This window comes from Salisediminibacterium beveridgei (genome assembly GCF_001721685.1).
Classification (GTDB): domain Bacteria; phylum Bacillota; class Bacilli; order Bacillales; family Salisediminibacteriaceae; genus Salisediminibacterium; species Salisediminibacterium beveridgei.
The window spans coordinates 2,881,604-2,899,349 of record NZ_CP012502.1; the positions used below are offsets into that span (position 1 = coordinate 2,881,604).

A 17,746-nucleotide genomic window follows, 5' to 3' on the forward strand; every position below is an offset into this window, starting at 1 on the left:
TACCTTATCGGAAATCACGTTTTGATAAAAGAATGTTGACAGATTAACTGACAAACTTTCCACATTCCGTCTTTAAAACATGCACAATGGATGGAAGATGATGCAGGAGGTGTATCTATTTATGCATACCATCATTCAAAAAGGTTCGGTCTGGACAGAGAACGGTTTTATCCAGAAGGATCTTTTGATCATAGACGGAATCATTCAGCGTATCGCTGAGTCCATCCCGGTTCAGGGGAATGCTGAGATCATAGACGCAGGCGGAAATTGGATTGTACCGGGTTTCATTGATCCCCATGTCCATTTTAATGAACCGGGACGAACAGAGTGGGAAGGGATTCGCAGCGGTTCCGCCGCTGCTGCTGCAGGAGGGATCACCACGATCGTGGACATGCCGCTGAATTCCCACCCTTCCGTCACCACCGGTCAGCTGGCATTGGCTAAAAAGTCTTCCTTAGAGGGGAGATCTTATGTGGATTACGGTTTGTGGGGCGGGATCACCGCTGACAATTGCAGGAATTACACGGAGCTGAACAATCAGCTGAGTCACGGTGTGATTGGATTCAAAGGGTTTATGTCCAACAGTGGGATCCATGACTTCCCTTATCTGGACCGGTCAGATTTAAGAGAAGCGATGGCTTTCTGTGCTGAAAAGCAGGTCATTCTGGCACTGCATGCCGAAGCGGAAGAAGAATTGGCAAAAACGGCACACCGGCAGGGACCAGGCAGGCGTTCATTCCTTGATTCCCGACCGGTTGAAGCAGAACTCGTGGCGCTTGAGTGGATCATTGAAGACGCACTCCGATACGGGACGGCAGTTCATGTTGTCCACGTCAGTTCTGCAGACGGCGTCCTGATGCTGAATGAAGCGAAACGTTCCGGTGCAGATATTACCATCGAGACATGCCCCCATTACCTGCTCTTCACAGATGAGGATTTCATCAATCAGGGGCCTCTATTAAAATGCGCGCCCCCTCTTCGTTCAGATGAAGTTCGCGAAGAACTTTGGGACGTGCTCTCAAAAGGAATGATTGATACGATAGGCAGTGACCATTCGCCTTGCCCGATACCTATGAAAGAGGCAGGGAATGAAGATATCCGAGAAGCCTGGGGCGGGATACAAGGCGTTCAATTCGGACACCGTGCGCTGTTATCGGAAGGATTGAAACGGGGCCTTACCTTTGAAACCCTTTTGCCGATGATGACACGAAATCCGGCGAAACGATTTTTACCCGACGGTGCAGGCGGGACGATTGCTCCAGGAACACCCGCAAATTTGACCCTGATGAAAGACAAAGAAACGACCATTCACAATACAGAAATTCTGTTCAAACATAAACGTTCCCCTTATGCAGGGATGCAGGTTCAGCTTGATGTCGACCGGGTCCTGCTGCGGGGGAAATCCATCTATCTGGGCGGTGCCTGGGTAACAGGCCCGCCAACAGGCAAATGTTTGACATGGGGAGGTATGCAAGATGATCAAGGAACATTACGGCGCATTTATTGATGAAGAATTAACCGTTGCACCATATAAAAGCGGCATTCTCCACGGCAAGAGCTTTGCGGTGAAAGACGTAATTCACGTCGCCGGTCACAAAAACAGCGCAGGAAATCCGGATTGGTTCAAAACACATGAAGCCGCAGAGGAAACTGCTCCTGCCATTCAGAAATTATTATCTTCAGGTGCAACACTTAAGGGGATGACAGTAACCGATGAGATGATGTACAGTCTCCACGGTGAAAATATCCACTACGGAACACCAGCGAATCCCGTATCCAAAAAACTGATTCCAGGAGGCTCATCCAGTGGATCGGCGGTTGCCGTCGCATCCGGTCTGAGAGATTTCGCCATCGGTACCGACACCGGCGGTTCCGTTCGTATTCCTGCCGCTTACTGCGGATTATTCGGATTCCGTCCCAGTCACGGTTTGATTTCTCTGGAAGGTGTCATTCCTCTGGCTGAGACCTTCGATACCGTCGGCTGGTTCACGAGAAAAGCGGCCCTCCTTGAAGATATCGGGGAGGTACTCCTTCCTGATCCGCCAAAGGCTGCTCCGCCGTTCAAACGGGCCGTAGTGGCAGCGGATGCGTTTCAGTTACTCACTGATTCTCAGAAAAACGCTTTGATGTCTGCCATCATCAGTTGTTCCAGCAAGGTGAGCACCCGCGAGGAACAACCTGTCACTTCAGACGATTTATCCAATTGGGTGGACGTCTTCAGAGTCATCCAAGGGTATGAAATCTGGCAAAATCACGGTGAGTGGGTCAGTCAGCATGAACCCGCATTCGGTCCCGGGATCCGTGAACGGTTCCGCATGGCCTCAACGATCACTGAAGAGGATGTGGCTGAAGCCCGCAGGCGACAGCTGATGATCCAGGATGCTGTCAGTGATTTGATGCAAGAAGATACGTTGCTCATTTTGCCGACTATTGCAGGAGAAGCACCTGAAATCGGCCTGGCTCCTGAAGAGGTTGATCAGATCCGTCAACGGACGATGCAGTTAACCTGCATTGCCGGGTTAAACGGCCTGCCGCAAGTCACGCTTCCTGTAAAACAAGGTGGTGGATTAGCACCACTGGCGATCTCCATCATCGCTCCCCGTGGGCGGGATCGGGATCTCTTAACCTTCGTCACTTCGTTATGTGATTGAATGATTCTAACCAAAAATGACCCCCGCGCTGTTAACAGCGCGGGGGTCATTTTTGGTTATGTGGTTGTTTTTAACAGGTTGTCCAGTTCAAAGGCTGCCATTTCTTCCAATGCTTCGGCCATTTCTTCAGCGGATCGGAGATAGACTGTATCTCCCTTTTCAGAAGTAGCCTTCGTGGCGTCTCCTGCAGTCCCACCATAGGATAGCTCGTTCACTTTCCAGGCCAGACGTGCTTTGGCACCAATGAGGCCAATGTGCTTTGTATCCCTTATAGGCGGGAATTCGCACACTGCCTTGTCCATATGCACCCACTCGGGCTTCATCGCCATTACCATGCTCGTTTCAACATCGCCGCCATGGATGCCCCATTTCAACTCTTCTTCTGTAAAGACATCTTTCACATTTCCTGTACCCGAAGAAGTAACAAAGACCGTCATACCGGTTTTTACATGAATTTCTCTGGCCATAACATTTAACAAATCCACGTTGCCTCCGTGGGAATTGTACAGAGCCAATTTCTTAAATCCGCTCCGGGCAAGGCTGTCTCCGATGTCTTCAAGAACAGCCTGCAACGTCTTCGCCGTCAAGGTAAGGGTACCTGGGAAATCGATATGTTCATTGCTCTTCCCATAAGATAAAGGGGGAATGAGCCAGATATTGCTGCCGGGTGCCAATGCTTCAAAAGCTTTTGTGATCGATGCCTCACCAATCAGCATATCCGTTGCCACAGGTAAATGGGCACCATGCTGTTCCACTGCGCCAATCGGCAAAACCACCAGCGCATCTTCCTTATTCAAAGCCTTCACTTCCTGATAGGTGAGCCTGGGTAGAAAATGCTGATCCCAGGCTTTCCCTTCATAACGTGTAAACATGACCTCATCTCCATTCCTCAAAACTATTGTGGCAGAAATTCCGTGTTGAACGCTTCTGTAACATCCTGCTCTTCAGTTAATAGATCAATATCCAACAAGATTTTCATAACCGACTGCCAGCGTTCTTCCGTCATGTAACCTACACCATGGTCTTCAGCATCGTACTCATACACTAATGGTTGCAAGGCTTCTGCACTGTAGGCAAGCTGTTCCGTACTCATCTCTGGGTTGTACTCCTGAATGAAGGATTGTACTTCTTCATGGTTATCCTTGTAATATTCCCAACCGGCAACAGATGCTTCAACATAGGCCTGAACCACTTCCGGTTGCTCTTCAATCATTTCCTCGGTGGTGAATAACAGATTTCCATATACCTCAAAACCTGATTCACCGTTCAGTAACCAGTCCACTTCCACCCCTTGCTGTTCGAGACCGTATGGTTCACTGGTCATATAGGACTGGGACACGGCTTCTTCATTTTCCATGAACATGGTGCTGTCTCCGGTGTAACTGTATTCATTCACATCCAGATCGAATTCTCCCTTCATGAATTCCCAAAAACCTGCACCTGGTGAAACATAAACATCCCGACCGTTCAAATCGGTAAAGTCCTCAATGTCCTGACCTTTATGAAACATTAACGCTTGAGGACTCTGCTGGAAAATACCTGCGATGGCCACGAGGGGAATGCCATCTTCACGGGCCAAAAGGATTTCATCCGAGGAACCCATACCGAAATCTTGCTGACCCGAAGCAACCAGCTGGGTATTGGATACCCCGCCGCCACCTGCCTGAATGGTCATATCAAGACCCTCGTCTTCATAAAAACCCATCATATGAGCCGCGAACTGCCCCCCTTGTTCTGCCTGGGCGTACCAGTTCGTCACCTGGCCCACTTCGATCAACTCCTCATTTCCGGAGTTCTCTTCATTTACTTCATTCGCTTCATCGGATTCATTGTTCCCGTTGACAGTCGTCGCTTCCACATTCTCATTCGCCGGTTCTTCTCCACAGGCTGAAAGTAATACCAATCCTGCCATAGCTGTCATTCCTGCACCTTTAATCATGTACGATTTTTTCATGTGATCGTCACTCCTTAATTTTTTGTATGCTCATCATCGCTGTGCACATGACAGTCAGATGCATCAAACCAATGGACCGAACGCTTTGTTTTCGATAACAGCCTTCCACTTCGTATCACCAGTCGATCCGGCGAAAGATCCGCCAATAACCCGCTCACCGTTTCATTATTCGTGACAACGCAATTGGCCGGTGCTCCTTCAGAAAAACCGTACGTACCACTGTGATACCCTAACGCTTTTGCAGGATGCTCCGTAATCATCGCCAACGTGTTCAGCCGATCGGACTCACTGTTCATATGAGCAGCGTAGGTGGACAATCGTGCGATTTCCAACAGATCACCCTGACCGAATGGATGGAATGGATCCTGAATGTTATCACTGGCTACAGCTACATTTACACCCAGTTCATGCAGTTCTTTCACCCGTGTGACACCCCTTCGAATCAAACCTCTGTCTGAACGGCCCTGCAAATACATATTTGCACCCGGGAGCGTCATGACATGGATTCCTGCGTCCTTTATCACATGCATGGTCTGATCTGCTTTGGCCTGATCCATCGCTGACAGCGAACATAAGTGACCCACGGTGACTTGATGTTCCATGCCCCGATTCAGCACTTCCGTTGCAATCATCGAAACGGTATTGACACTCGGATCGTCCGTTTCATCCGAGTGGAGATCCAGCGGTTTGCCAGTCTTTTCACTGAACTCGAACAATGCTCTGACGGAAGCTTGAAAATCCAAAGACAAATGCGGTGCTCCCCCGATGCCGTCAATGCCGGCAGCAAGTCCTTCTTGAAGCAAACCTTTAAACGAATCATCCAAGGTGACTGGATCGCTCATGATATAAAGCTGCAGATCCATGATGTCCTGCACTTCTTTTTTCACCTCGAGGGCCGCTTCTATCGTACGCTTTGCCACGGTACCGTCATCCGCTGTAAAAAAATCGAGATGCGTACGCATGGCTGTCGTGCCGAATGCGGCTGAATCGAGCACCGTTCGCTTCATCCGCTGCTTCACATTCTCCTTTGATATACCAGGCGCTTGTTCGCGGTAGTTCTGAATGGCTTCCATCAGCGTTCCACTTTCATTCCCCGCAATGGCCAGCGTATGAGCTTTATCCAAATGCACATGACCATCCACCAGTCCGGGCAACACGATCCGGTTACCAGCATCAATTCGTCTGACCTGCGTGGCATTCGCCTGCTCGGAAGAGGTCAAAAATGACGCTGACCAAAGCGTATTCTGTTTTGAGATCTGAATCCATTTCCCGTCTTCGGCGATCAGATGATACCGGTCCGTGTCATTCTGTAACGGCAACTTTGCATTCATGATTTCAAGTCTCACCGCCCACCACCTCATTTCTCATCATCAATGATTCATCTCAGACTCATGCCAGGAACGCAAGAGCAGTTTGGAAATATAGTTAATTAACAAAAAGAAGGTAATACCAAGAACCGATGCTGCCAGCCCAAGAGAGAACAGATACGCCGTCTGGATATTCGAAGATGCGACTGTTATCGCATAGCCCAATCCGCCCCGGCCACCGCCGATTCCGGCGATATACTCCCCGGCAATAACACCGATGGTCGCAAGCGTACACGAAATCTTCAAACCGGCTACTATATAAGGAAGCGCAGCCGGCAGTCGTAAACGCCACATCGTCTGAAACTTGGATGCATGATACAGTTTAAACAGGTCCATCAGATTTTTGTCCGTTGAATTCAGTCCCACCAGTGTGTTTGAAAGCATTGGAAAGAATCCGATCAAGAACGCGATAATGACGATAGCATTTGTCCCGGCACCGAACCAGATCACGATAATCGGCGCCACTGCGATAATTGGAATGGTCTGAAGCAGCACCACATAAGGATAAAATGCTTTTTCCACCCATTTCGATGAGGCCAGCGCGATCGCTCCGGCTATCCCAAAAATCACACTGAGGGCAAAGCCCATCACCGCTGATGTAATGGTGCGCCATACAGCTGCCAGGAGATTCTCATAGTTGGCAACCGTCGCCGCGTATATATCTGTTGGAGCCGGCAAAATGTAATGCGGCATATCCATGACAATGGTCAAAAGTTGCCAGCTGCCGAGAAAAACCGCCAACACAGCCAATGGTAAAATCGACTGTTTTAAAAAGCCTGTCACTTTCCCTGACCATTCAAATGATGCTTTTTTCTCTTGAGTATGTTCCACCGGAAGTGCCGGACTTTTCATTGCCATAAAGCATCTCTCCTTTTTTCTCAATGTGTTCGTCTTCTGTAATTCTTCAGCCTGCCTGCCGGGCCTTTTTCAATTCAGGAAGCTTCCCGGGATTCAACAATCCTTTCGGATCATTCAGAGCCTTTGCCTCAAGGATCTGTTCGAAGCGGCCCTTGTTATCGATCGGCAGCAAGAATGTATGCGGATCATTGACGCTGACGCCGATGGATTCAAAGTAATCAATAATCTCATACAGCCTTTCCCTGGACTGATACTCGATTACCGGTAAAGAACCGATCTGAATGTCTCCGTCACCCCGGACCCACTCGACGTGCAAATGCACTTCATCCGGATACCGCTGTTTAATGTTTCGCATCTGATCAAGATAATGGTGGGTGGAAAACCCGCTTTGTAAATAGGTTAACGTCGGGTCCGTCTTCAGTGCCCATAATGTTGTATGATTCCATGTGAAGTCTGACAGACTCATTTCTTTATGATAGCGATCCGCCGGAATCACCCGGGTAATCTGTCCATGATGACTGGACGAGAGTTCTTTCAGTCTGCTGTCATCTCCAGCTTCTATCTCTATGAGAGCCACAGCCTTACCTTCTTCGATATATGGAGCCAATGGAACGAAATAGGTGGGAATCGGCGTTTCATGTCCGCTGACAAGACGCTTTCGTATCTCGTCGTCGTATGCAAGGGACTCTGTAAAAGCCAGCATGTCTTCCCCTTCATCGAACTGGACGATGACCTGTTCCCAATCCACGGCTTCTGCTGTGCGGATCGTCAGTTGAACCATGATGCCGGATGTGCCGTAATTATGGATATACCGGTTTAATTCATCGCCCTTTACCGTCAGGATTCGGGGCTCTTCTTCCATCGTCAGAATGTGGGCTTCCAAAAGATTCCCATCCCAGACGTTACCCCAGGCAATCGATCCGATGCCGCCGCTTCCACCTGAGAAGAAGCCGCCTACTGTCGCTTTCATGTAGGTACTTGGATAAATGCACAATTCACTTCCTGCTTCCCGCAATTCCTTCTCCAAACGGCCCAGCTTCACACCAGCTTGCACGGTTACCTGACCAGGCTCCATCGCGATGATTTTGTTCAATCCGCTTAAGTCCAGGACCAGTCCGCCATATGAAGGTATGCCCTGACCGTAGTTTCCTGTTCCGGCTCCCCGGGTTGTAACCGGAATATCGTGGGTATAACAGGCTTTCAAAACAGCCAGTGCCTGTTCAACCGTTTCCGGTTTCGCCACCCCGTCCGCCACTTTATCTGCCAGTTCGGCAGCGAGTACCGGCGAATACCAGTAGTAATCCTTGGATAATTTGTTTGTCTCCTGTTCTTCTGTAATGACCGTTGACCCCATTTCTTCTTCAAAACGTTCCCAATTTGGTTGTGTTTTCATCATCAGCCCTCCATTTTTTATGCACTTCGGATTTATCACAATAATTAATGGTTTAAAATACCTGAAACCTTGCCGACCAGCTGACCGAATTCCTGACTGGAACGAAACTGATCGCCTCTTGGGTACCCTGCATCAATATCCAGAATGGAAGACACCTTTCCGGGTCCCGGGGTCATGACCGCCAGTTTTGAGGACAAGTAAACCGCTTCGAATACATTGTGTGTAATGAACAGCACCGTCATTTTCGGATCCTGCTGCCAAATTTTAAGAAGCTCCTGTTGCAGTGACTGCCTCGTGATTTCATCCAATGCGCCGAACGGTTCATCCATCAACAGGAGTTTCGGCCGTGTGACAAGCGCACGGGCTATGGATACCCGCATCTTCATACCACCGGATAATTCACGTTGCAGCATATCCTTGGTATGTGCCAAGCCGACCAGTTCTAGAACACGATCCACTTCCTCATACCGCTTCTCTTTGCTGACGCCTTTCAGTTCAAGAGGAAGGGCCACATTATCCTTGACCTTACGCCAGGGAAGCAAGGTGTGATCCTGAAAAACAAAGGCCACTTCATTTTCTTTGCGTGCATTTGCCGGGGATTTTCCGAAAATCTCAATTTCCCCCTCTGTTGCCTCTTCCAGTCCGGTAATCATCTTGAATACTGTCGATTTCCCGCAGCCTGAAGGGCCAACGAAGCAGATGAATTCACCTTCCGGAATGTCCATGTTCACATTACGGACAGCGACGGTACCATTTGGATATACTTTCCCAAGTCGATTCATCTTTACGAGGACTTCTTTTTTCGTTGCCACTGTCATTTTTTCATCACCTCTATGGTCAGTTTAGATTTCTATGATGTCAGCCGTCTTTGGGACGGTCATCTTCAGTTCGGACGTCACCTGCGGTGTATAAGAGAGGATTCGACCTCTCCGGAACACATAGCGCGGTGCCTGTGCATGACCGATCCATTCTTCCGGCGCTTCACCTTCCAGTAAAATCAGATTGGCGTGCTCTCCCTCAGCGATGGATGTCTCGGAAAGACCCATCAGCTTTCTCGGAACAGGCCCGATCATTGCCATGACTTTCTGAAGTTCTTCCTTCGCCGTCAGCTGCCCGAGGTGAACCAGAAGATTCGCGGATTTTAAAAGCGATCCCGTTCCCAAAGGGTAGAAAGGACTTCGATAGTCATCATGGGCACAGGCAACAGGAATGTTTGCCTTCATTAATTCTTTCACCCGCATGATGCCCCTTCCTTTCGGTGAAGTCCGGGTTCGCCCATTCATGACGCTGTTGACTGTCGGGCAGGTCACAAGATGAATGCCCGAGGAAATCAGTGCCTCCAGCAACTTCACCATATCCGTTTCACTCGCATATTCCATCGCATTGGCATGACTCACAGCCGTCCGGTTCTCCCATCCATATCTTTGAGCAACTTTTGCGACTTGTTCGGTAAATCTCGAATCCGACTCGTCCGTTTCATCTGCAAAGATATGAACTGTTGCATCTTCTGATACAGCCAGATCAAAACACTGTTTTATGGAGTCAGAACCTTTCTTTCTCGTTTCCTCCAAATGAGGCACAGCGCTTATGCCATCAGCGCCAATTTCCAGCGCCTCTTTCATATGTCTTATGCCATCATCTCCTGAACAAATCCCGTTTTGCGGAAAGGCAATCAATTGAAGGTCAAAGAGCTCTCTGCCCGCTTCTCTCATTTGAACCAGTGCACGCATCGCTGTGAGTTGGCCACCGGAGACATCCACCATCACCCGAAAGCTCTGGACACCTTCCGTAAGCATTTTGCCCAGCACCCGCTCGGCCTTTTCCTGAACGAGGGATTCTGTCAACCTCGGCCTCAGCTTTTGCCAGATCGCAATGCCCTCATCCAGGGTACCGGACTGATTCTCCATTTCATCAGCACAAAACGCTGTATCCAAATGAATGTGCGCTTCCGCAAAAGGAGGCATTACCGTCAATCCGCTCCCATCGATCCGTTCTGCTTCAGAACAGTGGATTTCAGGAGCGATCTCTGCGATCAGTCCATGGTGTAACCGGATATCAACAGGGTCATCTTCTCCAGGCATCTTTACAGATTTAATCAAGATCGGTCTCATCGTGCACCTCCAATGGCTGATCAGAACAGTAACAATAAGCACTGCTTCGATGTATTGACCACATCTTACCGCCTTGTGCCTTGCACGTCATTGTGTTCACTGGCTAAAATTCATCCCGCATTTTAGCCGCTGACTCTGAAAAAATCCGGATGTTTTTCAGAAAAGTCTGTTAATTTGTTCGTGTCTGAGGATTGACAGTTTTATGTTCATACCTGTTTACTCACCCCTTTAAACGCTTTCATCCCTCCATAAAAAGAAGGAAGAAGATCTGACAACTTCTCTTGTCAGATCTTCTTCCTGTTGTTTCATTTGTAAATCAATCAATCATTTGCCTTACGAGGAGTGCTGTCCTTAATTTGTGAATATCCTCGGCATTCTTCAAATCCACATGTAATTTTTCCTCACATTTTTTCAATCTGTAAATCACCGTATTCCGGTGAACAAATAATGCTTTTGCGGTATCGGCAATCTGTCCATTGTTCTCAATGTAAATGGTCAACGTCTCTATCAGATCTTCATCTTCTTTCTTTTTTGACTCAGCCAAAGACCTCAAAGTGGACTGATAAAATTCCCGCAGCTTTTTCGGTGACACGGTTCGAAGGAGTTCCATCACGCCGCGCGTATCTGTCCATTTCACGAAACCTTTTTTGCCCATACGGTATCCGGATGTCAATGCTTCGAGTGCCTCTGTGTAAGAGTCCGGTATTTGGAGCAGTGCAGTGGCCGGATTCCCCACACCGAAAGAGATCGACAAATACAGAAATTCTTCCATTTCCTTCTGAATAGTTTTGAGTCCTTTTAAAAGCCAGTCCTCCATCTCCGGCTCCGGTCTCGGGATCAGCGTGATATAAATATCCCCTTTGGAAAAAAAGACCACATCATCGAAGTAATAGCCCATCCACATCTGCAGCTGTTCATAAATGGAATCTTTATACAGCCTGCGTTCAGACTCCGGAGCAGGACCAAGACCATGGTAGAGATCCTCCTCATCATCAAGCCGGCAGACTGCGCAGACATAAGTCCGGTCAAGCCGAAGTCCGTAGCTCTCTCCACGTCTGGCAATATCTTTTTCTGATGTGTAATGCCCTTCAGCGAACTCCGTCAGAAATTCATTCTTCTGCAACCTCGACTGTTGTTCGACAGCATGCAGTTTCATGAGTTCAAAGGAGATGACATTCATGGCCTGTTCCACCGCAAGCTTTTCGGAATCGCCTGCATCTGCCATATCCATCATCAAAATCAGATACCCTTTCTGATACAGGTTCATCTGCACAGGATAGAAAGAAGCTGTATGTTCATGGTCGTCATGGGGATAGCGGATAGCCAATTTCTGTTCAGCCCCGTTGTCCGGATCTTCATCTCGAATGGTGTCACTGATCTGGTAAGCAAGATCATAATAAAATTGTTCATCAAACTTCCTGGACGTCTCCAACAGATTCAAGCGGTAATCCAAAAGCATCACGGGCGCATTGATCCGCTTGGCCAGTTGATCCACCACCTCAAAGAGTCCTTTCCCCGAAATAATCAGATCCGTAAATTTTCTGTGAATCTCCATCGCTTCTGTCAGCTGATCCGTACTTTCCTGAAGAATCACCTTCAGCACTTCATTCACAATTTCCCCAAGAGAAGGCTCCATCGGCAGTTCAATAATGGGAAACTTTAATTGCTCGGCTTTTTCAAGCACCGAAGGAGGGATGGTTTTCAGAAAACGGTGCGTTTTAAGAGCCAGACCTGCGCAGCCCCTTTCAGCCATTTTACTGACGATATCAGACAGAATCTCCGGACGGTGCTGAATATTATAGCCCGTTGTCAACAGTAACTGATTTTTCTTGACATAATCGATGATGTCCGGTGCGTCCATCATATTCACAGACGTCACCTGATTCAAAGTTCCTTCCGCTCCTGCAACGACAACGGCATTCTTAAGCACCGGCTCGTTTAATAGCGCTCTCAGCTGCATCTGTTCCACCTCCGGATATTCAGTCTTTCCTTTTACATTAAATGAAAATCAGCTTATCTTGAAGATTTCCGTCAGTAAATCTCACAGAAAAAACGATTTCTTTGGCAATTCGGTCCAAAATGGAAACAACAGCAGCAAAAGGAGGACATATAAATGGAACTAACCATGATCGAAAAAGACAATCAGCCGATGGCAGCAATAATCCGGGAGAATCAGGTGTATACCATTAACAGCATTAACCGGTTCTGTGAAACGGGCTGGCCATTGGTCATACAGGACATCATTGAAAATCGGGTAATTGATTTATTGTCCGACTGGTATGAAAACACTCCCTCCGGCATCTGGGAGAGTATTCCGTCAATACCCTTCGAGTTTGTGAACCCGGCAGATCTCTTTCAATCACCGAGAGGAATCTGGGGCATCGGCTTCAATTATCAACCTGAAGATGATTCAATGCCAAAAGAGATTCCTGATCACCCGGTAAGCTTTGTCAAGCCTTGGAATACAATCTGTTCTGTGAATCAATCCATAGCCATACCTGCTCACAGTCAGGAAACAAATGGCGAAGGGGAAATCGCCCTCATCATCGGTAAGAAGTGCAAAAACGTGTCACTGACTGATGCAATGAGTTTCATTGCCGGGTATACAACTGCACTGGACATGACCGAAGCAGCCATTCACAGGGAAAATCCCCGCTTTCTGGCCAGAGCGAAAAGCTTCGATACGTTTTGTGCTCTTGGAACAACATTGCAGACTGCACACAGTTTTTCGCCGGTAAATCGCACCATTCAAACAAAACTGAACAACAGGATCATCAGTGAAAATACAACAGAGCGGATGCTGATGAACTTCGAAGAGATTGTCCATTATTTCTCCAAAGAAACAACCTTGTATCCTGGTGATGTGATTCTGACAGGAACACCAGGACCGGTCAGAATCCGTGACGGGGATACCCTCACCGCTGAAGTGGATGGGCTCAGAACATTGACCAAGATAGTTGTCCAGGAGTCAGAACATGCTGCCCGCTGAAAAAAAAGTCATTATTCTCTATACAAGCGATCTGCACGGAGCCATCGCCGATGGGGATCTGGCCTCCGGCAATCCTGGAGGACTTGCCCGTATCCGGACCGCCATTGAGGACATCCGGTCGAAGCATGAACATGTACTGCTCATTGATAATGGGGATCTCCTGCAAGGCACCCCTCTGGCTCACCTAGGTTACCGAACTCCCGAACACACTCATCCCTTACTGAAGCTGATGGGGCCATGTGATTTCGACTTCGCCGTCATCGGCAATCACGATCTGGATTATGGTCGGGAAGGACTTGAACAAATCATCCGTGATGCGCCCATGCGTTTTATCACCGCGAATATCCTGTCTTCATCTGCAGGTGACTCCGCTTTCGGTCCGGGCTATGCCATCCGTTCATGTTCTGACATCACTTTGGCCATCATCGGACTCACTTCCACGGTTCTGACCAGCACCGCCACTCAAAAAGCACAGAACGGCCTTTTGGTAACGGATCCAGTTGAGTCCTTGCAGGCCATTATGCCGGAAGTCAATCAACATGAACCTGATCTGATTATCGTCGCTTATCACGGCGGTGTTGAAAAACATCCTCAGTCTGGTGAACCCTATAATGCGTTGCCGTGCGAGAACCAGGGATTGGCGATTCTTCATGCTTTTCCAGAAGTGAATGTGCTCCTCGCTGGCCATCAGCACCTCGTCATGAATGAAACACTGCCATCAGGCCAGGTAATACTCCAACCCGGATATCAGGGCCGTTTTCTGGGCAAACTGGAGATTGAGAAGCCTGTAAATTCTTCAGAAAATATCCGTTTCACTCCAGGGCTGATCCCTGTTGAATCAGTGACGCCTCATCCTGAAACGATCAGAGATCATGATAAGCTCCTGTCTGTCTATCAGCAATCCTTATCCGCTGCTGTTGTACCTTTATCAGAGCCTCTCGAAGTCAAGGATCCTTTGCAAGACGTCTGGCTCACAAAACATCCGCTGATTCAGGGTATACACCAGGCACTTCAGGAGTTCACAGGTGTCGACGTCACCACCACACCGTTTCTGTATAATGCCCCATTTTCCATTAAAGAGCGCCTGACTGAAGAAATGATTCACACCCTTTATCCTTTCCCAAACCAGGTTGTCATCCTGTCGCTATCCGGATTGAACATTAAAATGGCTTTGGAACATGGGGCCACGCTCTTTGAACATACATCAACCGGCATTCGAATCAGTCCGGCATGGGCATCCCAATCCTTTCATTATGAGATGTGGGATGGCATCGATTACGATTTCGATGTCTCGATGTCACCCGGCTTCAGGGTTACGGATGTCCGTTATCAGGGATTTCCGATTGATGACCATGAACGAATCCGGGTTGCAACCACCAGCTACCGGGCAAGTGGCGCAGGAGGCTACAGTATGCTTCATTCCGACCAGATTGTTCAGTCATATACTGAACTGATACCGGACCTTCTGATCCGAATTTGGGGCGGCTGGGAAACGTTCCCGACTGCCGTTCGACATAATTGGCGAATCTCCTCATAAAATCCATTCATTCTCCCCCTCCTCTGTCACCCTCCCGGGTACTTAATCGGCGAAAGGGAGGTGATGACGATGGCTGACATGATGAATTCGCGGTTATCGTTAACGTTTGCAGATGGAGAAGATGAGTTCGGAGAGGAAATCACCAGTGTGAGGCATTTCAACAATGTGAAAACCGCTTCATCCAATGAAGCGCTGACGGTCGTCGCAGAGGCGATCGCCCAGCTGCAGACCCGACCGTTGATCGAACTGAACCGCAGCAACACGTACCAGTTGAATCAGTAATCAGCATCACCTGAAAACTGCCCGATAACGAAAAGGAGGACGAACACATGACAAAACAATTGCAGCTTGGCTTCAGAACCGCAGAGGGTGGTTCCATGACCCTGAACATTGATCACCCGGTGGAACCGGCAAATGCTGAACAGGTATCGCTTGTCATGGATACGATCATTGAAGAAGAGGTCTTCTTCACGTCAACAGGAGCTCCGCTTGAAAAGCGCAGCGCCCGGCTGGTTGAACGGCACGTCGAAGACATTGAACTGATCTGACCTGAGTAATAACAAAAACCACCTGAGCCCTTTTTAAGCTCAGGTGGTTTTTCGGTTCACTCACTTCGTGAGCACGAGGCGGCGCATGATGGTCCCCATCACGCGGTACTCCTCTGTCACTGAGAGCCCTGCTTTTTCGATATTGTCCATCGTTCTCCGGTTAATGTTAGCCCCCCAGAGTCTCACGACCAGCGGATTCACCACGTCCATCAAACCGCCGATAACCGGCTGTTCACTGCGCATATGTTCGAGCATCAGAATTCTCCCGCCCGGTTTCAAAACCCGTTTCATCTCCTTGAGACCTTTCACCGGATCCGGAACCGAACAGAATACACAGCTCGTAACAATGGCATCGAACGTATCCGAATCGAATGTCATTGCTTCTGCATTCATCTCGAGCAGAGTGACGCGCTCACGGAGACCAAGCGTTTCACACGCTCCAGTGCTTTTTGCAGCATCCGCTCACTGAAATCGATCCCCGTAATTCTCACACCAGCAGGATAATAAGGGAGGTTCATCCCCGTCCCTATCCCTACTTCGAGTACGTCACCCGCTACTTTTTGAAGCAGTTTTTTCCGCTCCTTTGCACTCATCATCCGGTCAACCTTGTCGTAGATTATCGCATTGCGATTGTAGCGTTTTTTGATGCGCTCTGTCGTTTTTGGATCCATTCTTCCTATCCTCCTGGTCATCAAGTGTCATGTGAGTCTATCCCCTGCAGACTCTCATTCAAAACACACATGATGGAAGCGGTATGCTATAATTTCAACAGCAAATCGACAGACAGGGGGATATCAGGATGTCACTACTTAAACAGTTTCATAAACGCATGCTGATAAACTACATCAGCGGCTCCATGATTGCTGTATTTGGTGTAGGAAGCGTTTTTATTTTTCACACATTAACCCTTTCAGGGTCTGAAGTGCTGGTTCTTCTCGGAATCATGGTTATTTCAGGAAGCGTGATGATCAGTCTGGAATTATGGATGTATTTACGAGACATCCGTCCCTTGAAGCAATTTTTCTTTGCCGGCGAGCGACCTCAGGAGGCATTTATAAGAGCCCATTCGTTTCCTTTATTAACCGTGAGGCGAATCCTTGGCCCCCATTTATTCGGCTTGTCCATACCAGCTACAGGACTCGCTCTGACAGCCATCTACACGGAGCATTTGTCACTGCCCTATGTGTACGTTGGGTATGCCTGGATGGGTGCACTGTTAATTGCTGCCTTGCATGCGATGATCGAGTATTTTCTGACATCACGGGCCATTCAACCATTAATTGGACCGATTATGCAGGCGAGTGCGACCAAACTGAAGCTCGATGGCGCGGCACTGATGTCCATGAAGTGGAAGCTGTTACTCAGTATGCTCTTAATTGCCCTGTTTCCCATTGCTCTCTTCCTTCTTGCCGGTCAGATCCGGGAAACAGCCACTGGGACTGCCGCTTATTGGAACTGGGCCTCACTGATCATTTTCGTCATCCTGTTCCTCAGTATTGCCGGAGCGATTGTATTATACCGGAACATGGAGCAGCCGATTGTGGAGCTTCGGCACAATCTCGAACAGGTCCAGCAGGGACAGTTCGAGGAAATGGAGAATTATTACTCCGACGAGTTCGCCACGCTCACCGATGGTTTTAATGCGATGGTGCAGGGGATCAAAGCGAGGGATGCCGAAAATGAGCGGCTCCTCGAGAGTTTTTTCACCGTATTTGCAGCGACCCTTGACGCACGGGACTCCTATACCGCAGGTCATACCAGCCGGGTCGCTGACTACTCCACCCAAATCGCCATCAGAGCCGGATTAACCGGAGATCACCTCGATCTGCTCCGAAAATCTGCTCTCCTGCATGATATCGGCAAGATCGGTATCCCCGATGCGGTGCTGTTAAAAGACGGCCGACTGACAGATGAAGAATTCGCTACCATCAAAAAGCACCCGGTGATTGGCGCCATGATTTTGGAAAAAGTGAACCTTCCTGAGCATCTGGTTCCCCTTCTTGACGGCGTCAGACACCATCATGAACGGTTCGACGGAAACGGCTATCCCGACGGTCTTTCCGGGAGTGCAATTCCTGAATTCGGCCGCATCATCGCCGTGGCGGATGCCTTTGATGCGATGACCTCCAACCGTCCTTATCGTGACGCCATGCCCTATGCCAAAGCGAGGGATATTCTGATTAATGGCCGGGGAACACAGTGGGATGCAGCCTACGTCGATCAGTTTCTTGATTTTTACGAAGAACGATTTGGGAAAACCCGGGATCAAAAAAGCTCCCTCAATGGATAAAGCTCTTTCACATGACGTCCGGCGCAGTTTCCGTTATGATACAAAAAA

General features: G+C 48.7%; 15 protein-coding genes and 1 pseudogene. 7 read left to right on the forward strand and 9 right to left on the reverse strand.

Translation table 11 applies throughout. The features are described from left to right. Positions 1-79 precede the first annotated feature (79 nt). A complete protein-coding gene (gene allB / locus BBEV_RS13540) occupies positions 80-1,507 on the forward strand; it encodes an allantoinase AllB (protein WP_084007400.1) in 1,428 nt (475 codons plus the stop codon). Then, the gene (locus BBEV_RS13545; protein WP_324609500.1) at positions 1,476-2,651 is read left to right on the forward strand and encodes an amidase; all 1,176 of its coding nucleotides are present in this window, start codon (positions 1,476-1,478) and stop codon (positions 2,649-2,651) included. Before allB ends, BBEV_RS13545 begins: the two co-directional genes overlap by 32 nt. Positions 2,652-2,707: 56 nt before the next feature. Here BBEV_RS13545 and BBEV_RS13550 read toward each other — a convergent pair whose 3' ends face one another. From BBEV_RS13550 to BBEV_RS13585, 8 genes are all read right to left on the reverse strand, one after another. Continuing rightward, the gene (locus BBEV_RS13550; RefSeq protein WP_069365953.1) at positions 2,708-3,523 is read right to left on the reverse strand and encodes a creatininase family protein; all 816 of its coding nucleotides are present in this window, start codon (positions 3,521-3,523) and stop codon (positions 2,708-2,710) included. 23 nt (positions 3,524-3,546) lie between these two features. Continuing rightward, positions 3,547-4,605: an ABC transporter substrate-binding protein gene (locus tag BBEV_RS13555; RefSeq protein ID WP_069365954.1), complete on the reverse strand. Its 1,059-nt coding sequence runs from the start codon at positions 4,603-4,605 to the stop codon at positions 3,547-3,549. A 14-nt stretch (positions 4,606-4,619) separates the two neighbouring features. Continuing rightward, positions 4,620-5,951 (reverse strand): amidohydrolase family protein, encoded by a 1,332-nt coding sequence (locus tag BBEV_RS13560; RefSeq protein ID WP_069365955.1) that lies wholly within the window; start codon positions 5,949-5,951, stop codon positions 4,620-4,622. A gap of 24 nt (positions 5,952-5,975) precedes the next feature. Next, positions 5,976-6,830, reverse strand: a complete 855-nt coding sequence (locus tag BBEV_RS13565) for an ABC transporter permease (RefSeq protein ID WP_084007402.1) — start codon at positions 6,828-6,830, stop codon at positions 5,976-5,978. A 46-nt stretch (positions 6,831-6,876) separates the two neighbouring features. Then, positions 6,877-8,223: an FAD-binding oxidoreductase gene (locus tag BBEV_RS13570; protein WP_069365956.1), complete on the reverse strand. Its 1,347-nt coding sequence runs from the start codon at positions 8,221-8,223 to the stop codon at positions 6,877-6,879. Between the two features lie 44 nt (positions 8,224-8,267). After that, positions 8,268-9,041, reverse strand: a complete 774-nt coding sequence (locus tag BBEV_RS13575; protein WP_069365957.1) for an ABC transporter ATP-binding protein — start codon at positions 9,039-9,041, stop codon at positions 8,268-8,270. Positions 9,042-9,065: 24 nt separating this feature from the next. Further along, a complete protein-coding gene (locus BBEV_RS13580; protein WP_069365958.1) occupies positions 9,066-10,334 on the reverse strand; it encodes an amidohydrolase family protein in 1,269 nt (422 codons plus the stop codon). Positions 10,335-10,650: 316 nt separating this feature from the next. Then, positions 10,651-12,294 (reverse strand): PucR family transcriptional regulator, encoded by a 1,644-nt coding sequence (locus BBEV_RS13585; RefSeq protein WP_069365959.1) that lies wholly within the window; start codon positions 12,292-12,294, stop codon positions 10,651-10,653. Positions 12,295-12,447: 153 nt separating this feature from the next. Between BBEV_RS13585 and BBEV_RS13590 the strand changes: the two genes are divergently transcribed. The 4 genes from BBEV_RS13590 (at position 12,448) to BBEV_RS13605 (ending at position 15,408) form a co-directional block, all read left to right on the forward strand. Continuing rightward, complete coding sequence (locus BBEV_RS13590; RefSeq protein ID WP_069365960.1) at positions 12,448-13,323, forward strand: fumarylacetoacetate hydrolase family protein; 876 nt, start codon at positions 12,448-12,450, stop codon at positions 13,321-13,323. Further along, positions 13,310-14,860 carry a bifunctional metallophosphatase/5'-nucleotidase gene (locus BBEV_RS13595; protein WP_069365961.1) on the forward strand — a complete coding sequence of 517 codons (1,551 nt, stop codon included), beginning with the start codon at positions 13,310-13,312 and terminating at the stop codon, positions 14,858-14,860. The genes BBEV_RS13590 and BBEV_RS13595 overlap by 14 nt, the downstream gene beginning before the upstream one ends. Positions 14,861-14,929: 69 nt before the next feature. After that, positions 14,930-15,142, forward strand: coding sequence for a DUF1659 domain-containing protein (locus BBEV_RS13600; RefSeq protein ID WP_069365962.1), 213 nt, complete (start codon positions 14,930-14,932; stop codon positions 15,140-15,142). Positions 15,143-15,189: 47 nt separating this feature from the next. Continuing rightward, complete coding sequence (locus BBEV_RS13605; RefSeq protein WP_069365963.1) at positions 15,190-15,408, forward strand: DUF2922 domain-containing protein; 219 nt, start codon at positions 15,190-15,192, stop codon at positions 15,406-15,408. Positions 15,409-15,468: 60 nt separating this feature from the next. On the opposite strand, the pseudogene BBEV_RS17980 reads toward BBEV_RS13605, so the two are convergent. Then, positions 15,469-16,100 (reverse strand): annotated as a pseudogene (locus tag BBEV_RS17980) (class I SAM-dependent methyltransferase). Positions 16,101-16,207: 107 nt separating this feature from the next. Between BBEV_RS17980 and BBEV_RS13615 the strand changes: the two are divergent. After that, complete coding sequence (locus BBEV_RS13615; protein WP_069365964.1) at positions 16,208-17,698, forward strand: HD-GYP domain-containing protein; 1,491 nt, start codon at positions 16,208-16,210, stop codon at positions 17,696-17,698. Positions 17,699-17,746 lie beyond the last annotated feature (48 nt).